General features: G+C 54.5%; 23 protein-coding genes. 3 read left to right on the forward strand and 20 right to left on the reverse strand.

The annotated features are described in order from the left end of the window. Positions 1 to 161: 161 nt before the first annotated feature. The 3 genes from SLIP_RS09420 to SLIP_RS09430 are packed head-to-tail and all read left to right on the forward strand — an operon-like array spanning position 162 to position 1,735. A complete protein-coding gene (locus tag SLIP_RS09420) occupies positions 162 to 599 on the forward strand; it encodes a DUF488 domain-containing protein (protein WP_013176055.1) in 438 nt (145 codons plus the stop codon). 9 nt (positions 600 to 608) lie between these two features. After that, positions 609 to 1,043: a DUF488 domain-containing protein gene (locus SLIP_RS09425; protein WP_013176056.1), complete on the forward strand. Its 435-nt coding sequence runs from the start codon at positions 609 to 611 to the stop codon at positions 1,041 to 1,043. A gap of 20 nt (positions 1,044 to 1,063) precedes the next feature. Further along, positions 1,064 to 1,735, forward strand: coding sequence for a dual OB domain-containing protein (locus SLIP_RS09430; RefSeq protein WP_013176057.1), 672 nt, complete (start codon positions 1,064 to 1,066; stop codon positions 1,733 to 1,735). A 268-nt stretch (positions 1,736 to 2,003) separates the two neighbouring features. Here SLIP_RS09430 and SLIP_RS12960 read toward each other — a convergent pair whose 3' ends face one another. The 20 genes from SLIP_RS12960 to SLIP_RS09530 all read right to left on the reverse strand — a co-directional run bounded on the left by SLIP_RS12960 (position 2,004) and on the right by SLIP_RS09530 (position 23,226). Then, positions 2,004 to 4,070: a flagellin N-terminal helical domain-containing protein gene (locus tag SLIP_RS12960; protein ID WP_013176058.1), complete on the reverse strand. Its 2,067-nt coding sequence runs from the start codon at positions 4,068 to 4,070 to the stop codon at positions 2,004 to 2,006. A 528-nt stretch (positions 4,071 to 4,598) separates the two neighbouring features. Then, positions 4,599 to 6,107, reverse strand: coding sequence for a flagellar hook-associated protein 2 (locus SLIP_RS09440; protein WP_041432986.1), 1,509 nt, complete (start codon positions 6,105 to 6,107; stop codon positions 4,599 to 4,601). A gap of 82 nt (positions 6,108 to 6,189) precedes the next feature. Continuing rightward, the gene (gene csrA / locus SLIP_RS09445; protein WP_013176060.1) at positions 6,190 to 6,420 is read right to left on the reverse strand and encodes a carbon storage regulator CsrA; all 231 of its coding nucleotides are present in this window, start codon (positions 6,418 to 6,420) and stop codon (positions 6,190 to 6,192) included. Positions 6,421 to 6,423: 3 nt separating this feature from the next. After that, positions 6,424 to 6,891 carry a flagellar assembly protein FliW gene (fliW, locus tag SLIP_RS09450; RefSeq protein WP_013176061.1) on the reverse strand — a complete coding sequence of 156 codons (468 nt, stop codon included), beginning with the start codon at positions 6,889 to 6,891 and terminating at the stop codon, positions 6,424 to 6,426. 114 nt (positions 6,892 to 7,005) lie between these two features. After that, complete coding sequence (locus tag SLIP_RS09455; protein WP_013176062.1) at positions 7,006 to 7,563, reverse strand: DUF6470 family protein; 558 nt, start codon at positions 7,561 to 7,563, stop codon at positions 7,006 to 7,008. Between the two features lie 73 nt (positions 7,564 to 7,636). Beyond that, a complete protein-coding gene (locus tag SLIP_RS09460) occupies positions 7,637 to 7,996 on the reverse strand; it encodes a four helix bundle protein (RefSeq protein WP_013176063.1) in 360 nt (119 codons plus the stop codon). A gap of 42 nt (positions 7,997 to 8,038) precedes the next feature. Next, the gene (gene flgL / locus SLIP_RS09465; protein ID WP_013176064.1) at positions 8,039 to 8,923 is read right to left on the reverse strand and encodes a flagellar hook-associated protein FlgL; all 885 of its coding nucleotides are present in this window, start codon (positions 8,921 to 8,923) and stop codon (positions 8,039 to 8,041) included. 145 nt (positions 8,924 to 9,068) lie between these two features. Next, positions 9,069 to 10,925 carry a flagellar hook-associated protein FlgK gene (gene flgK, locus SLIP_RS09470; RefSeq protein WP_013176065.1) on the reverse strand — a complete coding sequence of 619 codons (1,857 nt, stop codon included), beginning with the start codon at positions 10,923 to 10,925 and terminating at the stop codon, positions 9,069 to 9,071. A gap of 267 nt (positions 10,926 to 11,192) precedes the next feature. Next, complete coding sequence (flgN, locus tag SLIP_RS09475) at positions 11,193 to 11,693, reverse strand: flagellar export chaperone FlgN (RefSeq protein WP_013176066.1); 501 nt, start codon at positions 11,691 to 11,693, stop codon at positions 11,193 to 11,195. A 123-nt stretch (positions 11,694 to 11,816) separates the two neighbouring features. Next, a complete protein-coding gene (gene flgM, locus SLIP_RS09480) occupies positions 11,817 to 12,116 on the reverse strand; it encodes a flagellar biosynthesis anti-sigma factor FlgM (protein ID WP_013176067.1) in 300 nt (99 codons plus the stop codon). Positions 12,117 to 12,436: 320 nt separating this feature from the next. Further along, a complete protein-coding gene (locus SLIP_RS09485; protein WP_013176068.1) occupies positions 12,437 to 12,886 on the reverse strand; it encodes a TIGR03826 family flagellar region protein in 450 nt (149 codons plus the stop codon). Positions 12,887 to 13,360: 474 nt separating this feature from the next. Continuing rightward, entirely contained in the window at positions 13,361 to 14,080 is a 720-nt protein-coding gene (locus SLIP_RS09490) for a ComF family protein (protein WP_013176069.1), read from the reverse strand. A gap of 10 nt (positions 14,081 to 14,090) precedes the next feature. Next, a complete protein-coding gene (locus SLIP_RS09495; RefSeq protein WP_013176070.1) occupies positions 14,091 to 15,950 on the reverse strand; it encodes an ATP-dependent helicase ComFA in 1,860 nt (619 codons plus the stop codon). Between the two features lie 168 nt (positions 15,951 to 16,118). Beyond that, positions 16,119 to 16,481, reverse strand: coding sequence for a DUF192 domain-containing protein (locus SLIP_RS09500; protein WP_013176071.1), 363 nt, complete (start codon positions 16,479 to 16,481; stop codon positions 16,119 to 16,121). 12 nt (positions 16,482 to 16,493) lie between these two features. Further along, positions 16,494 to 17,381 (reverse strand): type II secretion system F family protein, encoded by an 888-nt coding sequence (locus SLIP_RS09505; RefSeq protein WP_013176072.1) that lies wholly within the window; start codon positions 17,379 to 17,381, stop codon positions 16,494 to 16,496. A 12-nt stretch (positions 17,382 to 17,393) separates the two neighbouring features. Continuing rightward, complete coding sequence (locus tag SLIP_RS09510) at positions 17,394 to 18,341, reverse strand: type II secretion system F family protein (protein WP_049765045.1); 948 nt, start codon at positions 18,339 to 18,341, stop codon at positions 17,394 to 17,396. A 38-nt stretch (positions 18,342 to 18,379) separates the two neighbouring features. Then, positions 18,380 to 19,732, reverse strand: a complete 1,353-nt coding sequence (locus tag SLIP_RS09515; protein WP_013176074.1) for a TadA family conjugal transfer-associated ATPase — start codon at positions 19,730 to 19,732, stop codon at positions 18,380 to 18,382. An 88-nt stretch (positions 19,733 to 19,820) separates the two neighbouring features. Then, positions 19,821 to 21,041: a CpaE/TadZ family protein gene (locus SLIP_RS09520; RefSeq protein ID WP_013176075.1), complete on the reverse strand. Its 1,221-nt coding sequence runs from the start codon at positions 21,039 to 21,041 to the stop codon at positions 19,821 to 19,823. A 510-nt stretch (positions 21,042 to 21,551) separates the two neighbouring features. Further along, positions 21,552 to 22,280, reverse strand: a complete 729-nt coding sequence (cpaB, locus tag SLIP_RS09525; RefSeq protein ID WP_013176076.1) for a Flp pilus assembly protein CpaB — start codon at positions 22,278 to 22,280, stop codon at positions 21,552 to 21,554. Positions 22,281 to 22,293: 13 nt separating this feature from the next. Next, the gene (locus SLIP_RS09530; protein WP_013176077.1) at positions 22,294 to 23,226 is read right to left on the reverse strand and encodes a TadE/TadG family type IV pilus assembly protein; all 933 of its coding nucleotides are present in this window, start codon (positions 23,224 to 23,226) and stop codon (positions 22,294 to 22,296) included. Between the last annotated feature and the right edge of the window lie 2 nt (positions 23,227 to 23,228).

Below are 23,228 nucleotides of genomic sequence, written 5' to 3' on the forward strand. Positions count from 1 at the left end.
CTGGTTTCGCAAGCGAGTGGATATTATACAACTAGAGGTATGATTACGCATCACAATTTCGTTTTCACACAGTTTGCCGTCCCCTTGAACTGTTTGGTTCGCAAAGCTTGCGCAAGTGGTATAATGTCAACAGAAGCAACACGCTGACGGATGTGATGATTATGGCTGGCCAGCTGATTACGGTGTCTCTAACTCGATGCAGGCAAGTCTCATGTGACGAACGCTGGCAGATAACTAGGTCGTATACGCCTTCCAGCAGCCTGCTCTGGGTACCAGAACTTGCTCCGAGTCCCGGGCTTTTTAATCAGTTCATAAGCCGTTGGAAAGACCAAGATCCGCAAATGTGGTGGCCCATTTACAAAGAACAGTTCGTTGGGGAATTAGAACAAGAAGAAAAGAAGTCAGCCCTTCGGCGGCTATGGAAAAAGCTAAAGGCCGGTAAGTCTATAGCGTTGGTCTGCTTTTGTCCCGACGCCAGCATTTGTCATCGTTCATTGGTAGCAGAGTTCATGAGGCAGTATGGCATCGAAGCCTTTGAGTACGAGCCCCCTAGTCAGCGCGAGGAGGTAGATAGCCCCTACGTTACAACCCTATTTTGAGGTGATATTGTGGTAATTTATACCATTGGTTTTAGTAAGAAAAACCTGCGGGAATTCGTAGCTCGCTTGAAGAGCGCCGGAGTTAAGAAAGTCATAGACATAAGATTAAACAACACTTCGCAGTTGGCGGGCTTCGCTAAGAAAGATGACTTGGCATACGTGCTAGGGTTGGTAGGTATCGAATATGAACACCTGACCAACTTGGCTCCTACCCAGGATTTGTTGGGCAGCTATAAAAAGAAAGCGATCTCCTGGCCAGAGTACGAAAAGCGATTCCTAAACCTCTTGCAAGAGCGAGAAGCAAGCACTTACACAGACCGAATTGCTGAATCCGATGCTGTGTGTTTCCTCTGCGCGGAAGATAAACCAAACTTTTGTCACCGACGCTTGGTCGCAGAGTACTTCGCCAGTCTAATCCCGGGAACGAGAATAGAACATCTGTAAAGTCCATGGGGAGGGGTTGAATGCCGAGGAAAAAGCTCTTGTGTCTTGCCGTCTCACGCAAGATGAGAGGAACGTGCATTGCAGGTATAGACGCTGAAACTCGCACCTGGCTGCGACCGGTAAACGCGGGCGGAGCAGAACTTTATGAGAATGACATAAGATACCAAAGGAGGGGCGACTTACCGAAGCTTCTGGACGTCATCGAAATCGCGGTTACTCAGCCTGAGCCCCTGTATTACCAACCGGAGAATTGGGTAATTGACAGAACTTTCCCGTGGAGAAAAACTTATAACCTTCTGGAAGGACAACGCACCGATAGGAGAAAAGTTCTCGATGGGCTTCTTAGCGATCAAGAATACGTACTGGGGAATGCTAGTGATAGGCTGACACCAGAGGAATGCCGCAATCTGAAGTCGTCCATAATGCTAATCAAAGTAGCCACAGCTACCTTTGAAGTTACTTTGAGTGTTCGTCATTCCCTGCAGGTAAGAGCCCATTTTACCTACCAGGGTAACGAATACAACCTGGTGGTTACAGACATCGCCTGGGAAAATGTAATAAGAACAAACGCCTTGGGCCGTTACCAGTATGATACCCCTTTTTACCTGACAATCGGCTTGGGGCAGAAGCTTCCAGCACTGAACGCTCACTTCAAACTGGTCGCCGGAGTAATCCCTGTTAGCATCCTATGACCCAGGTCAATATTCCCTGGGTTAATGTCTGCACAATATGACGCCACCTGCAAATACAAGGGGACGACAGATTGCGTCAGCGTCAGCCCTGAAGTGTCCACTCATTCTCAGAATACCCTCATCGAATAACTCCGCAAAAACAGAAATCGCACACGCATTCGGTTGTCTGACGTGTCATTGCCGTCCCACCCTTAAATCACACTCGTTATGCCTGGACAAAATAGGGGACTGAGAAGAAACTCCCAGCCCCCAGATAATTGACAACTTGCTATCTTCCGAGGAGCTGCAGGACCGACTGCGGCTGCTGGTTGGCCTGGGCCAGCATGGCGGTCGCGGCCTGGGTCAGGATGTTCATCTTGGTGAACTCCATCATCTCCTTCGCCATGTCCACGTCTCTGATGCGGGACTCGGCAGCGGTCAGGTTCTCGGCCGAGGTTCCCAGGTTGTTGATGGTGTGCTCGAGGCGGTTCTGATAAGCACCCAGCTTGGAGCGCTCGGCGGAAACAGTTTCTATGGCGTCGTTAATTACGCTGATGGCCGCCGTAGCCGTGTCGTAACTGGACACGTCCAGGGCGTACTCCACCGCTTCATTGGTGGTGCCGTTGGTGACCACCTTGGTGGTGGTCAGCTTGGCGATCTGCCCGTTGCCGGCCACCACGTCACCGCCCGCGGTGCGACCGGACACGTGCAGGGCCAGAGAGCGCATGTCGTTAATCTGAACCGTCATGCTCTGGGCGCTGTTGGCTCCCACCTGGAAGGTGGCCTCAAAGCCGTTGCCCGCCCGGTCCCAGAGGATCATGCTTACAGGGGTATCGGATTCAAAACCGGAGACCTGGGTGAAGGTCAAGGTACCCGAACTGTGCGATACCGAATACTTGCCGTTGAGCCGGGTGTTGTTGGTTATGGCATCTTTCAGCTTTGACATTTGGGTTGTCGCGGTGTCCGTAGTCTCGTAAAGTATGGCCTGCCCGGCCGTAATCTCGGCAGCATACTTAACGGCGTCGTCCACCACCAGGATGTCCACGCCGTCAATGGTGAACTTCCCCCCGGCGGTGAGCATGTTTTGCGAAGTGTGAGTGTAAGTCATGACTCCCTGTACGGCGGTACTGGATACGCTCACTTTTTCCACGGCAATCTCGCTTATCTTGTTCGCCTTTTCCGTCAGGATGACCTTGGTGCCGCTGTAAGAGACGTCGTAAAGGGTATTGACTGTAGTATTATTTGCCAGGGCGGTGGCGATGCTCTGCGCCTGCTGTTCGGCATTGTACTTGTCGGCAGCGGTGCCGATGGTGAAGTCGATGTTGCCCGATGACCCATCTCCTATTAGCCTAGCCTGAAGCTTAATGGTCTGGTACCCGCCGATGACGCCGTCGCGGGCAATGCGCAGATCAAAGGTGTCGGTATTCTTGACAAACGCCTGGGTAATGTCGAAGGCGTACACACCGCGGGTAGGCGAGCTGGCCCCGCCGGTCATGGCCGCCGTGGTGCGGTTGTTTAAGGCCGTCGCTGAGTTGAGTCCCCCGGTGAAGGCCTGGCCGGCGTTTGTTCCGCTGGCATACACCACCTGGACGTCCACTTCTTTGGTCACCAACCCGGAGTTGTTGATGAGGTCTTCGATATTTTGCGCGGTTTTAGTTGAGAGGTCAGTGGTCACCGTGACCAGGTAACCGGATCTCTCGACATTTTCATCCCCCGCGTCAGCATCGTGAACCAGCTTGAACATCCAGCCGTTCAGTTCCTCGCCGGTGTCCTTGGCCCGGATTATAAAGCGCAGGTCGTCGCCGCCGTCATTGGTGAAATAAAAGCTGGTCTCCGCCTTGGCGGTGTTGCTGGCAGCCAGCGTCTCGACAGGCGAGATATTGCCTGCCTTGCCGCCTTCAGTGGTGGTGAGCACCGTGCCTTCGGTGGCCTTCGAACCGCCGCCGTCCAGCAGCTTCTTGGTGTTGAACTCGGTGGTGTTGCCGATGCGGTTCAGCTCCGAGGTGAGCTGGTTCATTTCCTTCTGGATCTCGGCGCGGTCAACGTCGGTGTTGGTGTCGTTGGCCGCCTGCACCGCCAGCTCGCGCATGCGCTGCAGGATGGAGTGGGCCTCGTTCAAGGCACCCTCAGCCGTCTGGATCATGGAGATGCCGTCTTGGGAATTGCGCACGGCCATGTCGAGACCCCGGATCTGGGCCCGCATCTTCTCGCTTATGGCCAAACCTGCGGCGTCGTCGCCGGCGCGGTTGATGCGAAGGCCGGAAGAGAGCTTCTCCAGGGACTTGGCGGTTAAGGTGTTGTTCAGGGTAAGCATGCGATAGGTGTTGAGAGACGCGATGTTGTGGTTGATACGCATAAAAAATCTACCTCCTTGTAACGTTCTCGGGCGGCGTCCATGCCGCCGGATCAATTAAGAATTAAGAGTTTAGAATGAAGAATTATATCAGGAACGTGGAACTAAGTTATTGAAGGTGGAGAATTAAGAATTGGTTTGCGTTCTGGCACTGATTGTTAATTCTTAATTCTCAATTCTTCATTCTTAATTCCTCTCTACCCCTCCTTTCCTGTTTTCCCGGAGTCCCGGGCACGGGCCCGGCTCCGGTGCTGTTACGTAAAATATCGAAAAATCCACCCCAGAGGTTTAATCTTTTCAGGGTGGATTTCGAACTTTCTATGGCATTTTTCGCGCGATTGCATTCCGTTTCTCGCGATTTCCTTCTTTTGAGCCACAGATTTTTGAAAGACGCAGACCCTCACGACACCTGATGGCGTCACCACTAGAGAATGAAAATGCCGGTGCATTTTTAGGGCAGATTGACGCAGACGTTATTATTAATTCTTTTATTTTAATTTATTCCTGCGTCGTTCTGCGTCTAAACAATTTCTACTGCTGCTGGCTAGAGCCGCCGAACTGCATGGCCAGCCACATGCTCTGCTGGTTCATGCGCTGGATGGCCTGCTCCATGGCCTCGAACTGGCGGTAGTACCGGTCCTCCATGTCTTTCAAGCGGTCTTCCAGCTTGTCGATGGTGGTGTTGATGCGCGAGATTTCCCGGCCGATGGTGCTCGAGTCGTAGTAGCCGGTACCGGAGCCGGCTTTGTCAGTGATGAGCTTCATGCTCTTGGTCAGCTCGTCGTAGAGCCGCACGGCGAGCCCCTGACCGGATGAGGTCTCGCTGGTCTTCGTAAAGAGGTTCATGACTCCCTCCGTATCCTGGGCTAGGGCCTGGCGGAGCTTGGACTCGTCGAGGTAGAGCTTGCCGCCTTCCCGGTAGGAACCGGTGGTGATGCCGACGGCGCTCAAAGAGGTGTAGCTCCCGGACAGGCCCTCGACTCGGGCCATGGCGGCAGAACGCACGCGGCTGTATACACCGTAGAGGAGAGAATCTCCTCTCAAAAGCCCGCTCCTCGCCTTCGCCTCCCACTTCTCTATGTCAGACTCCTTCATCTCTTTTTTCTGGTCGTCGGTCAGGGGCTGGTAGTCGCGGTAGCGCTCCTCGTTCAGCTCGGTAAACATGAGTCCCACCGCGTCGTTGTAAGCGTTGACCCAGGCCTTTATCTTCTCGACGACCGCCTCGGTGTCGTTTCCGACACTGACCGTGACCGTGCTGGCGGACGTGCTCTTCAGGTTGAAGGTGATGCCGGCGACCGTGAACTGGTTGGTAGAAAACTCCAGACCTGTCAGGTCGTTAAAGTCGATGCTGGCGTTAGTCCCTTGATAAGTAGTGTTTAGTTCGACACCGAGCTTCAGCTTGTCCCTGAGGAAACCCTGGTCGTCCGCCTTGACCGTGATTTTAGCCTGGCTGCCGGTGGAGCCGGTCACGAGAAAGAACCGGTTCAAGGTGCTGTCGTACGAAGCCTTGATGCCGATATTCGCCTTATTTATCTCGCTCACCACCGTGTATATGTTGGCGGTGGAGGTGTCGAACGAAAAATATTTAGAAACGGCCTCGCCGTTTACGGTTCCTTCCAGGGTAAATGTAACAGTGCCGCTCAACCCGAACTGTTCGGCCAGGGTCTTGGTCCCGCTGGTCCCCTGCTCGTCGGCAAGGGATTCGGTGCTAGACTTGTACACCCCGCTCGCCAGGCTGTTCACCTTCACGGTGTAGGTGCCGGCAACCGCAGACGTACCTGCCGACGCGGTGAGCACGCTGGTGTCGGAAGATGTCGCCGTTTTCGACTGGAAACTTCCCTGGAGCTTGAGGTCGAAGGTAGCGTTCCTGAGAGCCAGGAGCTTGGTGTTTATATTGCGGTAGTCTTCTCGCTGCCATTCCAGTACCTGCCTCTTCTGGTACCAGGTGTCGACCCGGGTGCGCTCGGCCTTCATGAGGTCGCTGACCCACTGGTCGATGTCGATGCCGCTCGCTAATCCGGTTATCCTCGTGACCATCATTCCACCCCCATCTGTAAATTAAGAATTCAGAATGCAGAATTAAGAATTAATTTCCTAATTCTTCATTCTTCATTCTTCATTCTTAATTCTTAACTCTTAATTCCTTTATCAGTCCTTCTATGCCTGTGGCGGTCTGGGCTGCCAGGCGGTTCTCCTCGCGGATGGCGTCGTAGATCTCCTGGCGGTACACCGCGAGCTCGCGCGGCGCTTCGATGCCCAGCCTCACCTTGTCCCCCTGAATCTCGATTACCGTAATGCGGATGCTATCTCCGATGACTATGGCCTCGTCTTTTTTTCTGCTCAATACAAGCATACTCTACAACCCCTGCCCGGCGGAAGCCGCTTTTTTTGGTTCTTGCGGGTTGAACAGGCGGTGACGGGTGCTGTAGGGGGACTGCACCGGCACATACTGCACTCCCTTTTGCTTATCCAGGTTAACGACTACCGGGGCGAGGAGATTGGCAGTCGTATCTCTGAAGTCGTCGGGTATAGTCAACACCACAAAAACCGCCAGTCCTTTTGCGTCTTCCTCTGCGGCTAGCTTCCCCAGTTCCTCCTGGGGTAGGTCAACCGCATAGTCGGGGAAGAACATGAAAGGCACCGCCAGGACGAGGCAGAGGTCAGGGCTCTGGACCGAGTGCATGTAGTAGAACGGGGCGTCCGGTGCCAGAGAAAAAATGGCGAATTTCTTTTCCGATTCGAAGCCGGGAATGCCGTCCGGGAAGTCGATGACCTGCTTATCATCTATTTCGATCTCGCCCAGGCGGCTGCTTTTTAGCAACAAAACCAACACCCCCAAATCGACTGAACGAATTAAGAATTAAGAATGCAGAATTAAGAATTACCGTTTGGTCGCACCCGTCGCCAATTCTTAATTCTAAATTCTGAATTCTCAATTCTAAATTATGTTATCGTAGTTTCTGCCGACGTACTGAATATCGAGCTGCGGTGGCTGTAGGAGGTAGGCTCTCACCTGCCCCCAGTCGAGATTCCCGCGCACCGCTCCCGGTTCCAGGTCGGCCTCGACTGTTCCCGGCTCTACCTTGATATTGACCGGGTATACGGCGAAGCCGATTTCGGGCGGGTGTGACGGCACCGCAGCCACGTCGTACTCCTTTATGTCGAACGAGTTTTCGAAGGCGATGTCGGAAACGGTCACCCCATCTTCGATGGATGCCAGCATTTCGCCTTCTGCTGCTGTACGTTCGGTTCCCTGCTGTCCCGAAGCCCAGGCCAGGTTCGCCATGTAGCTCATAAACTCTACCGGGGTCCTTTTTCCCATGTCGGCAAAGCACTGGGTCTGGTCGATGCTGATGTCCGGCAGGCGGCTCGTTATCTCCAGCCGCGGCGGATTCGACTTCACGTTCAGCCTGGGCGAAGTCACGTCTAGACGAAACATTGGATCTTTGATGCTCAGCCCTATGCGGGCGAATACTTGGTCGATCCTAAGTTGCATGGTGACACCCCATGGAATTAAGAATTCAGAATTCAGAATTAAGAATTTAGAATTAAGGATGCAGAATTTGGAATTAGGAGTCGTTTTTCTTGGATGTTTTGACGATGGCGGTTAGGATCTTGCGAAGCTCTATCGCATCCCTCAGTATGTCATTGGCATACTTCTGCTCGAGCCAGCTGCTGTCACGCAGAAGCCTCAACCAGTATATCGTCTCCCGTGTTTCTTTCAGAGCTATCGTCATCTTAGCTATGAAATCCTTTTTCGAGTGAGCCGCTACGGCTTCCTCTACGTTAGCGCCTATACTGGTTCCCGAACGCAGCACCTGTTTCGCTATCGCATAGTCCCTTCTTTCTCTCACCAAATACTGGTACACGCGGGCAACCCGCAGGGCGAAACGATAGCTCTTGTCCTGGATGAGATTATCCCTGTTCATCTAATCCTTCACTCATTCATTCTTCATTCTTAATTCTCAATTCTACCTTAAAAAGTCGGCCAGGCTAGGGAGAATGATGCGGGCGCCGGCAGCGAGCGATGCCCGGTAGACATTTTCCTGCATCTTCAGGTCCATTATCACCTCGGCCATGTCCGCGTCTTGATTCTTGCTCAAAAGCTCGGTGTAGTTGGTCCGGGTGGTTTCGAGCCGGTTCTGCTGGAGCTCCAGGCGGTTCACCTTAGCCCCGACGATGGCCCGTTCGGAGTTGCACTGGTCGAGCCGCTCCTGCACCAGCCCCAGGTCCTTCTGCAGCGCGGTAGTATCCCCGGTTTCAAGGTGGTCGGCTATCCCGTTCAAAAGCTGGAAAAGCCCGGGTTCGTCCGCATCCTCGTTGTAGAAAAACTTGCCCATTACGGAGTTAACCGGTATCTTAACCCCGGCCCCGATCTCAAGCTCCATCACCCTGTCGTTTCCTATCCACGAGCTTCCGGTAAACGGGGCTTCGGTGACGTTAGTTCCCGCGAATACATGTTTCGAACCGTATGTGGTGTTGGCGATGACCCCTATTTGGTCGGCCAACTGGCGCACCTCTTTGGCTATCGCTTCGCGCGAAGCTTCGGAGTTCGTCCCGTTCAGTCCCTGGATGGTGAGTTCATTGGCCCGCTGCAGGATATCGGTGATGTTGCCCAGGGCGCTGTCGGTGGTGTTCAGGAAGTTCTTGGCTTCGTCTATCTTCCCCAGGTATTCCTCGGCTTCCATTATGGTACTCGAGTAGCGCAGGGTGTTGATGACCGCCACCGGATCGTCGGAGGGCTTCCTTATCTTCTGGACGCTAGCCAGCATATTCTGGTATTTCTCCAGGGTTCTCATGTTGGTGGATAGGTCCCTTTTCAGGTTGGTTATCATCATCGAATTCGTGACTCTCACAGTAACACCCCATTTAATGAAGAATGTAGAATTAAGAATGCAGAATGAAGAATTGAACCATCACGCATTACTCTGATCATCCCATCAGACCGTCTTCCCGATCGACAACCCCCTCATTCTTAATTCTTAATTCTCAATTCTTAATTCATCTTCCCACCACGCCCATGCGGTTGACGATGACGTCGACGGCTTCGTCGATGACGGTGATGTAGCGGGCCGCGGCGTTGTAGGCGTGCTGGAACTTTATCATGTTCACCATCTCTTCGTCGAGCGAAACCCCGCTGGTGGCCTGGCGCTTGGCCTCGAGCTGGTCCAGAAGCACCTCCTGGTTCTCCACCATCCGGGTCGCCTCCTGCGAGATGACCCCGACGGAAGAGACCTGGGAGCGCCAGTAGTCGTCTACCGTCACCTGCTGGATCATCGTTCGTGCAGCCACATTACTGAACCCGGAAGCCGGGAACGTCCCGCCTGTAACCCCCTGGAACTGGTCGCTTGACGAGTAGAAAACCAGCCTCTTGCCCTCGGCCCTCACCCCGACGTTCAGTCCCATCGCTTCCAGTTGGCCAGAGATAGCATTCACTACCTCCTGGAAGTCCTGGTAGGGCTCGGCCGGAGCACTCATCGTAATTTCGTAATCGACCCCGCCATACCTCACCGTGAAATTCCCCTGAAACTGAGTACTGTCGGGGAAAGTAACATCTATCTCGTCCGAGGCAGTCCAGTATTCATTCCGGTTCAGGGTGTGCTTGAGCTGGGCAATCTTTAAGGCATTGGCGCCGTCTCCGAAATTAACCGGGTTGCCGGTGTCGTCGCTGGTACGGTTCAGAGCAGCTGCGATGTTTTTGGGGTCTGATACTATCTCATCGGCCACCTGGATGTATTTTGCCCATTCGGTGATGCTGTCCTCGTTCGCCTGTTTGAAGAAATCAAGCCCGTCGGGGTAGGGGGTGGTGTTATTCAGGCTGTAGCCGGCCCGGTGCAGGGCGTTGGTGGTCATGACCACGGTTTTCGCCATGAGGTTAAGCCGGTTCATGAGGTCTGGCACCAGGTTACGCTCGCTGCCCAGAGTTGAGTGATCCGCCGGGCCCCGGGCTTCAAGCAGGCCCAGAAGCTCGCCCGATTTGAGATGCAGCTCGGTGTATCCCGGGTCGTCAGCCGGGTCCCCGGTAATCGAAGTTCCCGGGTGTCCGGACGGGTCCGGGTCCCACACAACTTTGTAAATTCCGTTGGTGTCGGCGTTAAGCCCGACTTTCATGGTGGTTATCCCCTGGACCAGCGGAGTGCCGCCCACCATCACCGTAACCATCCCGTCCAGTTCATATACAATCTTGGCGTCCACTATCTTGGCCAGCTGGTCCAAAAGGAGGTCCCGCCGGTCTTTCAGGTCGTTAGGCTCCTTGCCGGCGATGGTTATGGCCTGTATCTGCAGATTCAAGTCAGCTATCTGGGTCGCGTAGGAGTTCAGCTCGTCCACCTTGGCCTTAACCTGGGAATTCAAGTCTTCTCTCAGTTCCTGAAGCTGGTTGTAAATGTGGTGGAAGGTGTCGGCTACCGCCATCCCCCGCTGGGCCACGACCTGCCTGACTGATTCGTTTTCAGGAGACTCGCTAAGATCCTGCCAAGCCTGCCAGAAGTTGTCGAGCACCCCACGAAGTCCCTCGTCGCTGGGTTCGTTTATCACCGCTTCAATCTTGTCCAGGGCAGTTTGCAGAGCCTGCCAGTAACCGGTGGTATTCGTCTCGTCCCGGACCTGCATGTCCACGAACCCGTCGCGCAGGCGCCGGATCTCCGAGACTTTGACCCCTGTACCTATCTGCCCCACGCTCAGATTTTGGGTCAGGGCTGGGCTGTGGTAAGCGGGAGTGGTAACCATTACCGCTACCTGACGGGAATACCCCTCGGTGTTGGCGTTGGCCACGTTATGCCCGGTCACGTCCAGTGCCGTCTGCTGGGTCATGATGGCTCTTCTTCCTATTTCTAGTCCGAGAAACATCGAACGCATGAAGGACGCTCCTTTTTCAGCCACAGATGAACACTGATTGGCACAGATTAACACTGATAAAATACTGGTTTAAAACATAACTCTATTTGAAAAGGACAACCCCCTAATAAAAGTCAGCCAGTCTCTCGAATAAATTCTCTCGGCGTTGCTGAAGTACAGCTCGGAATCATGAACCCTCTTGTAAACTGCCCAACACCATTTTATACTGTTATAATCTGTGTGCATCCGCGCCAATCAGTGTTTATCTGTGGCCCTATGGCTCTGCGGCTAGATCTTTCTGTCCACCAGGCTGGTCGGTGGCTGGTCGGACACGAGGCCTCCGCTACGCGTGTAAGTGGTAGCGCCGCCTCCAGTCAGTTCTCGCTCCACCGCCTGGATAAAAGCGATAGACTGCTTAATGAGATCTTCGTTTTCCCGGTTCAAAAACTTTAGCGTAGTCACAGCCTGGTTAAGGGACTCAATACGCTCTTCCAGTTCCCGGGCCTGCTCCAGGCCGAGCTCTCGCGCTTTCTCTATAAGCTGGCCCCCACGCAAGTCAAGAGCGGTGCTGCCCCACTCCTGGGCTAAAGCTTCGTGCCTTTGGTGGCGCTCAGCCTCTGCCTTTTCCAGAGCAGTCACTGCCCGCGCCTCCCGGTTCAACAGTTCCTGTAGCTCCTTTACCTTCCCCAGCACTACCAGTTGCTTTTTCTCCCGCGCAATCGCGATCAGGTCTTCCAACACCTCGGTCTCTTCTTCCAACACCCTGAGAAAAGCATCCAATATTTCCACCCCAATCCCTCCCTCTCTTCATTCTTCATTCTTAATTCTTAATTCTCAATTCTTAACTCCCCCAAACAAAAAGGGACCATGCGCAGTCCCCTGTTAACACCATCTCTCAGTTGTCGGTTGCACCTAGACCAGCTTATCCACCAGCGACCGGTAGATTATCTTTTCCGCGACCTCTTCATTAGACACCGTGTAGGTGCCGGTAGCTATGGCCTGGCGCAGCTCGTTGACCTTCTCCTCCCTGACCTCGGGAGCAGCCTTCGCCGCCGCCACCGCCTTCTGTTTCACCCGGCTGTCACTGGATATGGTCACCTGATCCGCCTGCACCGGAGCGTTTGCCTCGTTCTTGGGCTGGACCCGGTTGGCTTTGAACTGGCGACCGTATATTTTTAAGACGTTTTGCACTTGACTCGTACTTATGTTCATACTTAACACCCTCTTTCCGGCCACAGACTAACACAGATTGGCACAGACCTGGCACTCAGCCTGGTCAAAGCATGATTATCACTGCGGCGCGGGTTCTCCTGTACCTGGATACCCCGTCGTCTTTTGCGGTTTTGTTGAGTGAATAACCTTTCGTTGACTCGAATAAGCGTTCACCAACAGCTCTCACACATAGTCTACGGATATTGATCTTTGTAATAGCTATTATGAGTTTCGTCATGCGCCAGCCAAACTTGAACCTTCTCAGAAGCCTTCTCTGCCGTTTTCCTCCGCCTATCTTCTTCCTGCTCCGGCTTTAGCCTTCAGTCGTCATCATCCGAACCCAGACGCGCGTCTTTTTCTTTTATGAACATGCGGTCCCTACCCCGACTCTCTCCAGGTTCGCTGCGCTTCTCAGGCTCGCCTTTTAAAGCCTTTACGGTCTGGGTAACGGCCTTATTCAGTTCATCCAGACACCGCCTGCAGAACCGCCCTTCCGATATGCGGGTCCCGCAACTCTCGCAATAAAACACCGCAGCCTTGGCCAGGCCCTTGGATATGAGGCGGCCTTCTTTCAGCCAATCCAGAATCTTGAGCTCATCAACCCCGGTAGCTTCGGCCACTTCGATGACGGTGGCTCCGGGATACTTCCTAATGTACTCCTTCACCACCCTGAACTCCTCTTCGGCCTTTTCCGCGCACCGCGGGCAGAGGTTCCGCCCCATGTATACGAATAGGCGGTCACATTCCGGGCAGTTCCTCAGGTCCTGCATTCTCTCACCTCTGCTTACAAGCCACAGATTAACACAGATTTTTCACTGATGGACACAGATATTCATTAGACCCAGAATTATGCAGGTTTTGGACATTAATAAGTTATCATTAAGTTATCACTATTAAATACACTCTGGCTGTTGTACATTACCATGATAATATATTAGCACACCAGCATATTATTCTTTGTGTATTATTTGTTATTATTGTTATTTATTTCTATTCTGCGTTAATCAGCGTCTAATTAAATTAAAATATCTGTGTCAATCAGCCCGGCACTCAACTGAATGAAGTTGTAATACGACCATGGGTTCGAAGGCCTTGGTCGCTAGCCGGGATTTAGGTTGAGTGCCAGGTCTGTGTACATCTCCCGGCACTCAGCTAAATCGTAATACATAGCTCCTAGCGAACTGCAATCCGCCAGTCACTAACTTAGACCTAGGCTGAGTGCCGGGTCTGTGGCTGCGGTTCGCTCAGAATCCCTTGCCTGAGGCCCAAGTTATAACCGAAACCCGATTGGCCCCGGCGTCCAAGAGAACCGTCGCGCACTCCTTAGCCGTAGAACCGGTAGTGTACACGTCGTCTACTAAAAGTATATTCTTTCCCCTGATCTTTTCGCAATCCCGAACATCAAAAGCTCCTTTCAAGTTCTGCTGCCGCTCTTCCTTGGTCAATTCCCGCTGGGAAGGGGTCTCCCTGACCCGCACCAATACGTCCGGCAGCATCTTAAGCCCCAGGGCTTTGGCCACGTTCCGCGCCAGTACCTCGGACTGATTGAACCCGCGTTTCATCAGGTTCGGCTGCGAAATGGGGACCGGGATAACCAGGTCCAGAGGCCAATAGCGCGGCTCGTTCTTCACCACTTCCGCCATCATCCGCCCCATGCGGACGGCAATATAACCCCGGCACATGAACTTTAAAAGCTTCACTGCCACCTTATAACACTTCTCATAAGGTCCCACGGCCCGGGCAATAAAAAATGGCGGAGCTTGTTCGCTACAATCCTGGCACTGATTATCCCCGCCACACAGGTACTTTCCGCATCTATCGCAAACAGGCCGGTTCTCTCTCGTCGCCTCTAGTTTTCGGTCACACTCCTCACACCACGGCCTCCCAGTCCAGTAAAGGCCCGGTTTGCGGCAGAGGGCACAGGTGTTGTGAGGAAAAACCAGATCGAATAGGAACTCAAACATAGGCCCCACCTCATGACTTCAGATCACTGCGCTTCACGGCGCCGGTTTCGAGCAGCCCCTTCTTTTCCGCCTCCTCGTTCAACAGGTTAATCTTTCTTATAGCCCCCTCTATGGGGCGCGTCATCCGCGAGGCTATGAACCATACCTTCCCGGTCGGGTAACTATCAGACCACCCCACTCTTCCGGCAAGCTGGAGCAGGGCACCCTCATCAAAAGTCGGGTTATCGGCGTAAACTACGATAACGTTGGTGTTAGGGGCCACGTCCCCTCGCCGGGTCAGGTTGGTCGTAACCAGGATTGGGAATTCTCCCCGCACCCAGCTGTTGACCTTGCGTTGCTGCTCCTCGTCCTGGCACCCGGTCGACATCAAAAGCCGGTCAGCATCGCCATACGCCATTTCCATGAACTTCTCCCGCAAAAATGCGCCTATCCTCGCCGAAGTACCCTGGTCCGGCACCACCACTAGGAGCTGGGCCAGGTCCTCTTCGATAGTTTCCCGGACCAACCCAAACAGGCTGTCGGGAATCTTGCGTTCCCCCTGGATATCTTTCTCGACTATCATTTTTGGCACCGGCAGCGGAATCCCGTGCACCCGCAGAGGTATCATGATAACCTTGACCTCGCCGCGCTGGGCCCGGGCATACATAGCCGAGTCAGGCGTAGAGGTTATATAGACGTACTTGCCGTCTGTCTTCCTAGCCCGCCTCAGGGCATTCACCAGCATATCACAAGCCCGAAACGGGAAAGCCTCTGCTTCGTCCAGGATGACCAGGTCGAAATTGCGGTAGTACTTGAGAGCATGATAGGCAGAAGCCAGAACGATGTCCGGGTCCTTCACCGCCTTGGTCACCTTACCCCGTACCCCGGCCACTGTAACCCCGGGGAAAGCCTGGGTAAGGCGATAGTTCATCTCCTCCATGATCTCTTTACGCGGTATACCAAAAAGCACCCTGCCTCCCCGCTTCAAAATCTCCCTGATAGCCCCGTAGGCAACTTCAGGACGGGCCGCACCGCTGGCCGCCCAGACCATGGCCTCCGACAAGCTATCCTTGCGTACAAAGCGTGCCAGTGCTTCAAACGCCTCATACTGTGGCAAGCTGAAAGCGATGTCCAGGTTCAGCCTTACGCTCTTCACATAATTCTCCTGCATCCGGGGACGGGCCGGAGCGGCGTACAGTGCCTCACAGGGTTTAGACTCACCTAGCATAAGGCAGCCTTCACAGAAATAGCACTCTCTCTTGCCTACGTTGCAGTACGCTTTCTTGATACGTTCGTGGTGACCACACCGGTTGCACACCATCCTGTCAGGTTCCGCTATCTTGATCGATGGTACCTGCTGGACTTGCCCCCTCAGGGTCGAAAGATGAAGCAAAACATCCAAGTTATCTAGTTCAATTCCCCGCTCCTTCAAACGTCGCTCTATCTCGCGACGGTAATAAATACGGCCCGCCAGAATGTCTTCGAGAGCATCCTCGTACCTGTGCAGGGAAAAATAGTCTATACTGATGGACTTACTGGAAAAATGTAAAGGTTTTTCCAAAAAGCATTCTTCTTTAAGCTGTTCCAGCTCCTTCTTCACCTGCTTGAATTTGGCGTCTATAATGCGCTTCACACTTCTCGCCGGAGAACTAACAAGGGGCAGCTTGAGCCCGGAAGAATAGTCTTTACCTATCCGTTCCTGGGGTTTCGAAATGGTCGACAGCACATAGTCACTTACAGCCAGGGGTAGGGGAGACGAGATGTAGGCTATATGGTCGTATCCCTCATTACGGTTCAAGAAGGAAAGGTCGATCTGGGGATTGGCAGACATTCCCAGCTTGTATTTCTTGTCGTTCCACGCCACGTAAATAACATACCTGCGGCATGGCATACTAACCCCTCCCCCCTTTTTCCTATCTTTATTCTTGCACCAAATGCCCGAACTGTCAACGTTTTTACCTTGTTTATCAGAACCATCGACAGGGGTGGGTTTCCGCGACGCGCAACGCGAAAACATGACTATAGTCTCTCTGTTTGCAACACGAAAGAAGTCCCTATTTTATAAAAAAATACCACCACTATTCTGCAGCATCAGCCTGTCGCCTGCCCGGGTTCCGGTACGGCTCACGACACCAGGCGGAAGCTCAATTACCAGCTTGGCACGTCTAACTACAGGACTAAAGCGAAACGGTTCCATTTTCTCAATGACGTGCACGACTAACCCGTCTGCGCTTACAAAAACGACGTCGATGGGGAACCTCATCCAGAAAGTGTGCACGCTTCGACAGGGATCGAGTAAAAGCGCTTCCCCGAACTCCGCTGTTTTCTTGCCCATCCACCCGCGGAAACGGGACCAAAAGGTACCAGCGTAAACCGCCCGCTCCGCCAGCACCTGGTTTCGTGTAAGGTTTATAACCAGCAAGCAAACGTCCTCCTACTTGAAAACCTTGCCGATTTGAAGCAAAGCCGGGCCTAAAAGCACTATAAAAATAGTGGGAAATATAAAAAAGAGCATGGGTATGAGTATCTTTACCGGAGCTTTTTGCGCCTTTTCTTCCGCCCGCTGTCTCCTCTTCTGGCGAACCTGTTCAGCCTGCACCGTCAACACGTTGCTGATGCTGACCCCCAGGGTATCCGCCTGAACTACCGCTCCCACGAAGGTCGAGACGTCATCCACTTCCACGCGCCGCGCCATGTCCCGAAGCGCCTCGCGCCTGGGCTTGCCCATCCTGATTTCGTTTAGGGCGGTGTCGAACTCGTCCGCCAGGGGGCCCTGGCTTTTTTCTACCACCTTCTGCAAGGCCGCGTCGAATCCCAGGCCGGCCTCCACGCTGACACTCAGAAGGTCCAACACGTCGGGGAGGCTTTTGAGTATGCCCTCCGAGCGCTGCCGCCGGCACAGGTTCAGATACATATCGGGCAGCAAAAGCCCGGCCATGCCCAGTAACACAAGCAGCCAAGGCGAGCGGGTCAAAAGCCCCAGCAGCACCGCAGCTGCAAACACCCCGTACTTGGCAGCCACGAAGGTCTCGGCTTCAAGCCCGTGCGGGTTGCCAGCCAGAGTCAGCCTGTGCTCGTAAGCCCGGGCCTTTTCCTTAGGAACGAACCGCTTCATGCCTCGCAATGCGGCTCCTATCAGGGGCTTGAAAACCCGCTGCGATAGCGGTTGGTTCAGCTCCTGGTAAATGGTCTTCTTGCGCTCCTCGGTGTAGTGCTCAAGTCTTTCCAAGACGGCCATCCGTTCCCAGAACAACGTGTACCCCACTCCCAAGGTCAGGCAAAACCCGGCAAGGAACACGGCACCGTAGACAGCCAGCTCCACCCCATATCCCTCCTACACGTCGATGTCGACGATTTTCTTGATAACATAGAGGCCGGCTAGTTCCGACACCGCAGCCCCGCTTAACAGGTATAGGCCTAAAGGATTCTGCAGGAACGGGGTCATGTAACCCGGGTTCAGGATGAGGAGTATGAACAGAAGGGCAATCGGGAGAAGGCCGATAATGATTCCGGACAGTCGCCCCTGGGCGGTCAAGGTCCGTATCTCTCCCTTGATGCGGGTTCGATCCCGGATAGTTCGGGAAATGTTGTCCAGTATCTGGGCCAGGTTGCCTCCTACCTGCCGCTGGATGAGTACCGCGGTCACCACCATGTCGAGATCATCGCTTTTCACGCGTTCGCAGAGGTTAAGGAGGCTTTCCTCGGTAGTCGAGCCCAGCTGAATCTCGCGCAGTGTCCATTCAAACTCGGTGGAAATCGGCGGGGGTAGTTCGCGTCTCACCGTTTCCATGGCCTGTTGAAAACCAAACCCCGCCCTGAGCGCGTTAGCCATAATAACCAAGGCATCTCCGAGCTGTTGGTTAAAAGTCTTCAGCCGCTCGCCCTTCTTGTGCTGGAGATAGAAACGGGGCCCAAAGACTGCCAGCAGTAGCACCAGGATGGCCAAAGGCCAGTTCCGGGTAACAAGCCAGGTCATCGCCGGAATCGCGGTCGCCAAGAGCACCCAGAGGGTAATGAATTCTTCTCCTTTCAAGGGTAGTCCGGCTTGCAGCAGTTCGACCTGGATTTTCTCGGTGTAGGACCTCGAAGCAAAAACCGAGGCCATTCTCTCGAACCCGGCCTTAAGAGCGGGGGTTGACTTTTCTTTTTTCTCATTCTCGGCATTTCCCGCGATGTACCGCTCTAGCCGGTCCTTAACTTCTGATTTGCGGTCGAGCAATCGGACCAGGGCCAGAGTAAAGAACATCGCCGTAAAGAAAACCATGACCAGTACAAACCCCATCTTCCCACCCCCAACACGCGCACAATCCATTTCCAATATCATTCTCCCAAAAAAATCTCCGCTGAAAGGTTGATTCCGGCAGCGGCGAGTTTGTCCAGGAACCTGGGACGTATACCAGTGGCCCGGTGCCGTCCCAAAACCCGGCCCTTGGCATCCACCCCGGTCTGCTCGAAGACAAAGATGTCCTGCAATACCACTACGTCCCCTTCCATTCCGGTTACTTCGGTAATATGGGTTATCTTGCGGGTTCCGTCCTTCATCCGGGCCTGGTGCACGATGAGGTCGAGGGCAGATGCTATCTGTTCGCGAATCGCTTTCACCGGAAGCTCCATTCCCGCCATCAAGACCATGGTTTCCAAGCGGGAAATCATATCCCGAGGCGAATTGGAGTGCCCGGTCGTCAGAGAACCGTCATGACCGGTGTTCATAGCCTGAAGCATGTCCAAGGCTTCTCCCCCCCTCACCTCGCCCACAACTATCCGGTCCGGCCGCATCCTGAGAGCATTTCGGACCAGGTCGCGGATGGCAATGGCACCCTTGCCCTCAATGTTGGGCGGCCGGGTCTCCAGCGAAACCACGTGTTCTTGGGAAAGCTGCAGCTCCGCCGCGTCCTCGATGGTGATAATCCTCTCGTCCCCAGGAATAAAAGAAGAGAGAACGTTTAAGGTACTGGTCTTACCGGCTCCGGTTCCACCAGATACCACGATGTTCAGCCTGCCTTTGACACAGGCCTCCAGAAGCTTAGCCATAGCCGGGGTCAGAGTCCCGAAGCGAATCAAGTCTTCAATCGTCAAGGGATCTGACCCGAACTTGCGGATGGTAAGCACCGGGCCGTTTAAAGCCAACGGCGGGATGATGGCATTTACCCGCGACCCATCCGGCAGGCGGGCATCCACCATAGGCATGCTCTCGTCTATTCTCCGGCCTAAAGGAGAAATTATCTTCTCGATGACGTGAAGCACGTGCTCGTCGTCGCGAAAACCGATGTTCACCGGCTCCAGCTTGCCTTTTCGTTCCACGTAGACCTGGTGGGGCCCGTTGACCATGATTTCAGACACATCTTCGTCTTCGAGCAACGGGGTTATCGGCCCAAAGCCTAGTATTTCATCCAGAACCTGGGCCATTATCCTCTCCCGTTCCACCCTCAAAAGTACCCCGCCTTCGCGGTCAAGGACCGCCTCGGCTATCCTTTTCACTTCCTGTCGGATCTGCTCGTCGTCGGTTTCGCCGCCATTGCTCCGGGACTTCAAGAATTCGCTGTCGATTTCTTTTATCACTTCCCGGTGGATAAGCTGAACCAGGTCCTGGTGCGGGTCCCTGGTTTTTTCTTGCCGGTTGTCCAACTTGCGGGTCTCCGATTTCTCAGCTTCCAGCCTCTTCAACAGGGACATAGTCTCTTCCCCCTACTTGACCTCCAATTTCTAACGCTTGCCGTCTTCCCAGCCCTTGCTGATACAAAAAGCCTTACCTTGTCCCTTCCTAGACCTCTACCGCTTGCCGGCTCCAGAAACCGCGGCCTTTGCTTGGCCTCGTTCTTGTGTGTCCATCTTGCCCTGCAGAAGACCCGGTTACCAACCCCAACATGGAATAAACTCCCCGGCTGAGAGGGGCAGCAGCATCCATCAGTACCAACGGTTGTCCCCGGTTCACTGATTGCAGGGCCAGCTTCCCCTCACTGGGCAGGTAAGCCTCAATCTTTATCTCCAAGACCCTTTCCACGTCTTCAGGTTCGATGCTCTGCGCCCCGGAAGCGCGGTTTAACACCAGCTTCACCTTCGGCAGCAGCCCCAGGGTCTTTAGAATATCGACACTGCGCTTGATGTTCTTGACAGTAGGCAGATCCAGGGTAGCTACCAGAAGAATCCGGTCCGATGCATCCAGGGCCACCAGGGTGGTGTCGTTAAAGACCGGGGGCGTATCCACGAGAACGTAGTCGTGGTTCTTCACAAACGCCTTCAATACCCGGGCGACGCCGTCGGGAGTCACCAGTTCCGCCAGTTCCGGTTTGTTCGGAGCGGCTAGGACCTTGACACCGTGGCGTTCGTACAGGTAGTTCTCCAAAAGCTCGGCATCGATTTCGTACTGTTCCTGCATGAGTTCGGCTATGGTGCGTTTCGGATAGACGTTCATCATCACCGCCACGTCTCCGAACTGCAGGTCCAGGTCCACAAGCCCTACCTTCTCCCCGGTCTGCCGGGCCAAGGCCACCGCCAAGTTCGTGCAGATCAAGGTTTTACCCACCCCGCCTTTGGTGCTGAAGACCGTGACTATTTTGGGTTGGTGGTTCTTGGCCTCGGCCTGGGCCTTCTGCCTTTCTCGCCGCTTGCGGTTCAACTCTACTACCCGTTTTACCGTGGAGGCGAGCTCATCTGCAGTAAAAGGCTTGATTAAATACTCCTGTGCCCCTGCCAGCATGGCCCGCTTGAGGTATTCCTGCTCCCCCTGCACCGAGATGATGATGACCGAGATTTCGGGGAATTCCATGGAAATCAGTTCGGTGGCCCGTATCCCGTCCATTTCCGGCATGTTGATATCCATAAGGATAACATCCGGGGCCATCGCCCGTGCCAGTTCGACCGCCTCTTGCCCATTGGCTGCCTCGCCCACTACCTGTAAACCCGGGTCAAGTTCCAGCAACATGCGGATGTTCTGGCGAGTTTCTTTCACGTCATCGGCAATAGCCACCCTGATCCTGTTCACGTACCATCACCTCTGCCCCAAAAATGCGGTCCCCAGGAGTGTTAGCCAGGCGAGCGACGTATGACGAGCTCCGGCACTCAACCCGACGGCTCAATGATAGAACGACGCTCGCTACTACCGTTGAGTGCCGGACAACACACGGCGAAACTGAGGGCTGCGAAGTGGAGCGCGAAACAGGAGGTTTCGCGCAACGAGGGACTGAGTTCCGGCACTCAGGATGAGTGTAGCTTGGAAGCCCTTTCCGTAAGCAGCGATTTCCCGGAGCATGCCATTCCCTGAGTGCCGGACGAATCCCGAGTGGTCCACTTCGCACCGAAGTAAGCCGATGTGTTGCAGGCGAGGAGTCTTGGAGCGAGCTGGCTAACACTCCTCGAAATAACTCTGCTGCTGGTCATTTTCATTCTCTAGTGGTGACACCGAAAGGTGTCATGAGGGTCTGCCCCAAAAATAGCCACTGAATGAAATCTGTGGTCATCTGTGCTAATCAGTGTTTATCTGTGGCTGCGAAAGTCACTGCCCCCCGACAATATCGACAAGCCGTACGGGTGGAAGCATAACCCGGTCGTGATCGGCGGGAGCGCGCAAGGCCAACCGTATACTCCCCTGTTCTGAGGCTAACACCAAAGGCCGCGCCTCTTCTGGGGTTACTGCCAGGGTAACAGTCGTGGCCGGTGCGGCCTCTTCCTTCGCCGCCGGGACCGGTTTGGTCTCGTCCAGGTTCTGATCCACCGCCAGCACCTCCACATCCTGAAGGATGAAGCTGGTCACCGCGACATTCTCCTGCCCTGATGCAAGCTCGACGGTAGCTATAACGTCGACCCGGTCGCCGGGCCTGACTAAACCAGAAACCCCACTCACTGCATTAACCGGAACTGAGACCGCCCGCTTACCCATGGGAACAGCGTAAGCCAGTTTGTTGGTCTTTTCAGCATCGGAGATGATCTTCGCGGACAGGATCTCTTCCCCAGCCACGATGTAGCTCGCGGCCACCCGACCCACCACCTCGTCTAGGTCCCGAACGGCGGCGGGATGGGCAAACTGGGCCGGAACAAGTTCCAGCTTGACCTTCTCGCGGGTAATGACGGAGTTCTTAGGGATGTCAGTAGCCGCAACCACCACTTGTACCAGGTTTTTCGGCTCGTAACGGGCCTTTACCCCTGCTATGTAACGGTAGGCCAGTACTGTCGCTGCTAGACCAAACAATATGGCCAGTATCCAGTACTTTTTGCTACCCTTCATGCTCTTCCCCCCTCTACTCCACCAGCTGCACTCCATACGCCCCGTACTCCGCGGTACCGTCGCCACCCGCTCCCGGAAACACGGTTTCCACGAAGTGACCCGTAACCTGGTTCTCGTGCCCGCAGCCCGGAGCTTCATCCACCAAGAAGGCTCCAAAGGCCACTACCTTTACGCTTTTGACCGAACCGCCGGGATTCGTTTCTTCTATCCTAACAATTGGAACCAGCAAAACCCGCGGGCAGGTTCTTTCATAATGTTCGCCTGAACATTTCGGATAATGTGGGCACTGGTTCAACCGGTAGTCTATGCCTTCCGAGGTGGGGCCCGACATGTTGCCCGGTTCTACAGGTATCACGTCCCCGACCTTTATTTCACCCTGGTAACCGTATTTCAGGTTGTCCCGGTAAACCGAAGCCCCGGACCCGCCTAACCGCAGGCAGCCGAACCACCCCTTGTGCTGCCCGTCCCCGGCCCCTTCTTTCAGCGTGTACTCGGCCCCGATCTCAAATTCGTCTTCCAAAACCCCGAGCGGGGCACAGCCGGTTGCCGCCGTCAAAGCTCCCACCCGGGCCGCGGCCCTGGCTTTTACCTCGCCTTGGGTGAACCCCAGCACCCGGGCGAAGTACAGCCCGACCCGACGGGTGGCTTCACCCACGATCTGACGTCCGTCCTCCGACACGCTGAAAACCGCCTCAGCATCGGTCACCCCGTTGGCCTCAGCATATGTTCGGGCCACCGCTAAGGCAGCGTCGGGATTACCTGGCAACTCCTGCGCTCCGGCCAGCACGGCGCTGTCTACCGCATTGGCCACTCTACTCTGGTTGAGAAACAAAAGGCCGCTGTCCGTGACCAGGGCGGTAAAACCCAGCAAAGCCGTCAAGCTCAGAGCGAACAGGACCGCAGCTGTACCTCCCTCACCGCCGATTAGTTTCCGCCATAGCTGCACTG

The organism is Syntrophothermus lipocalidus DSM 12680 (assembly GCF_000092405.1).
GTDB classification, from domain to species: domain Bacteria; phylum Bacillota; class Syntrophomonadia; order Syntrophomonadales; family Syntrophothermaceae; genus Syntrophothermus; species Syntrophothermus lipocalidus.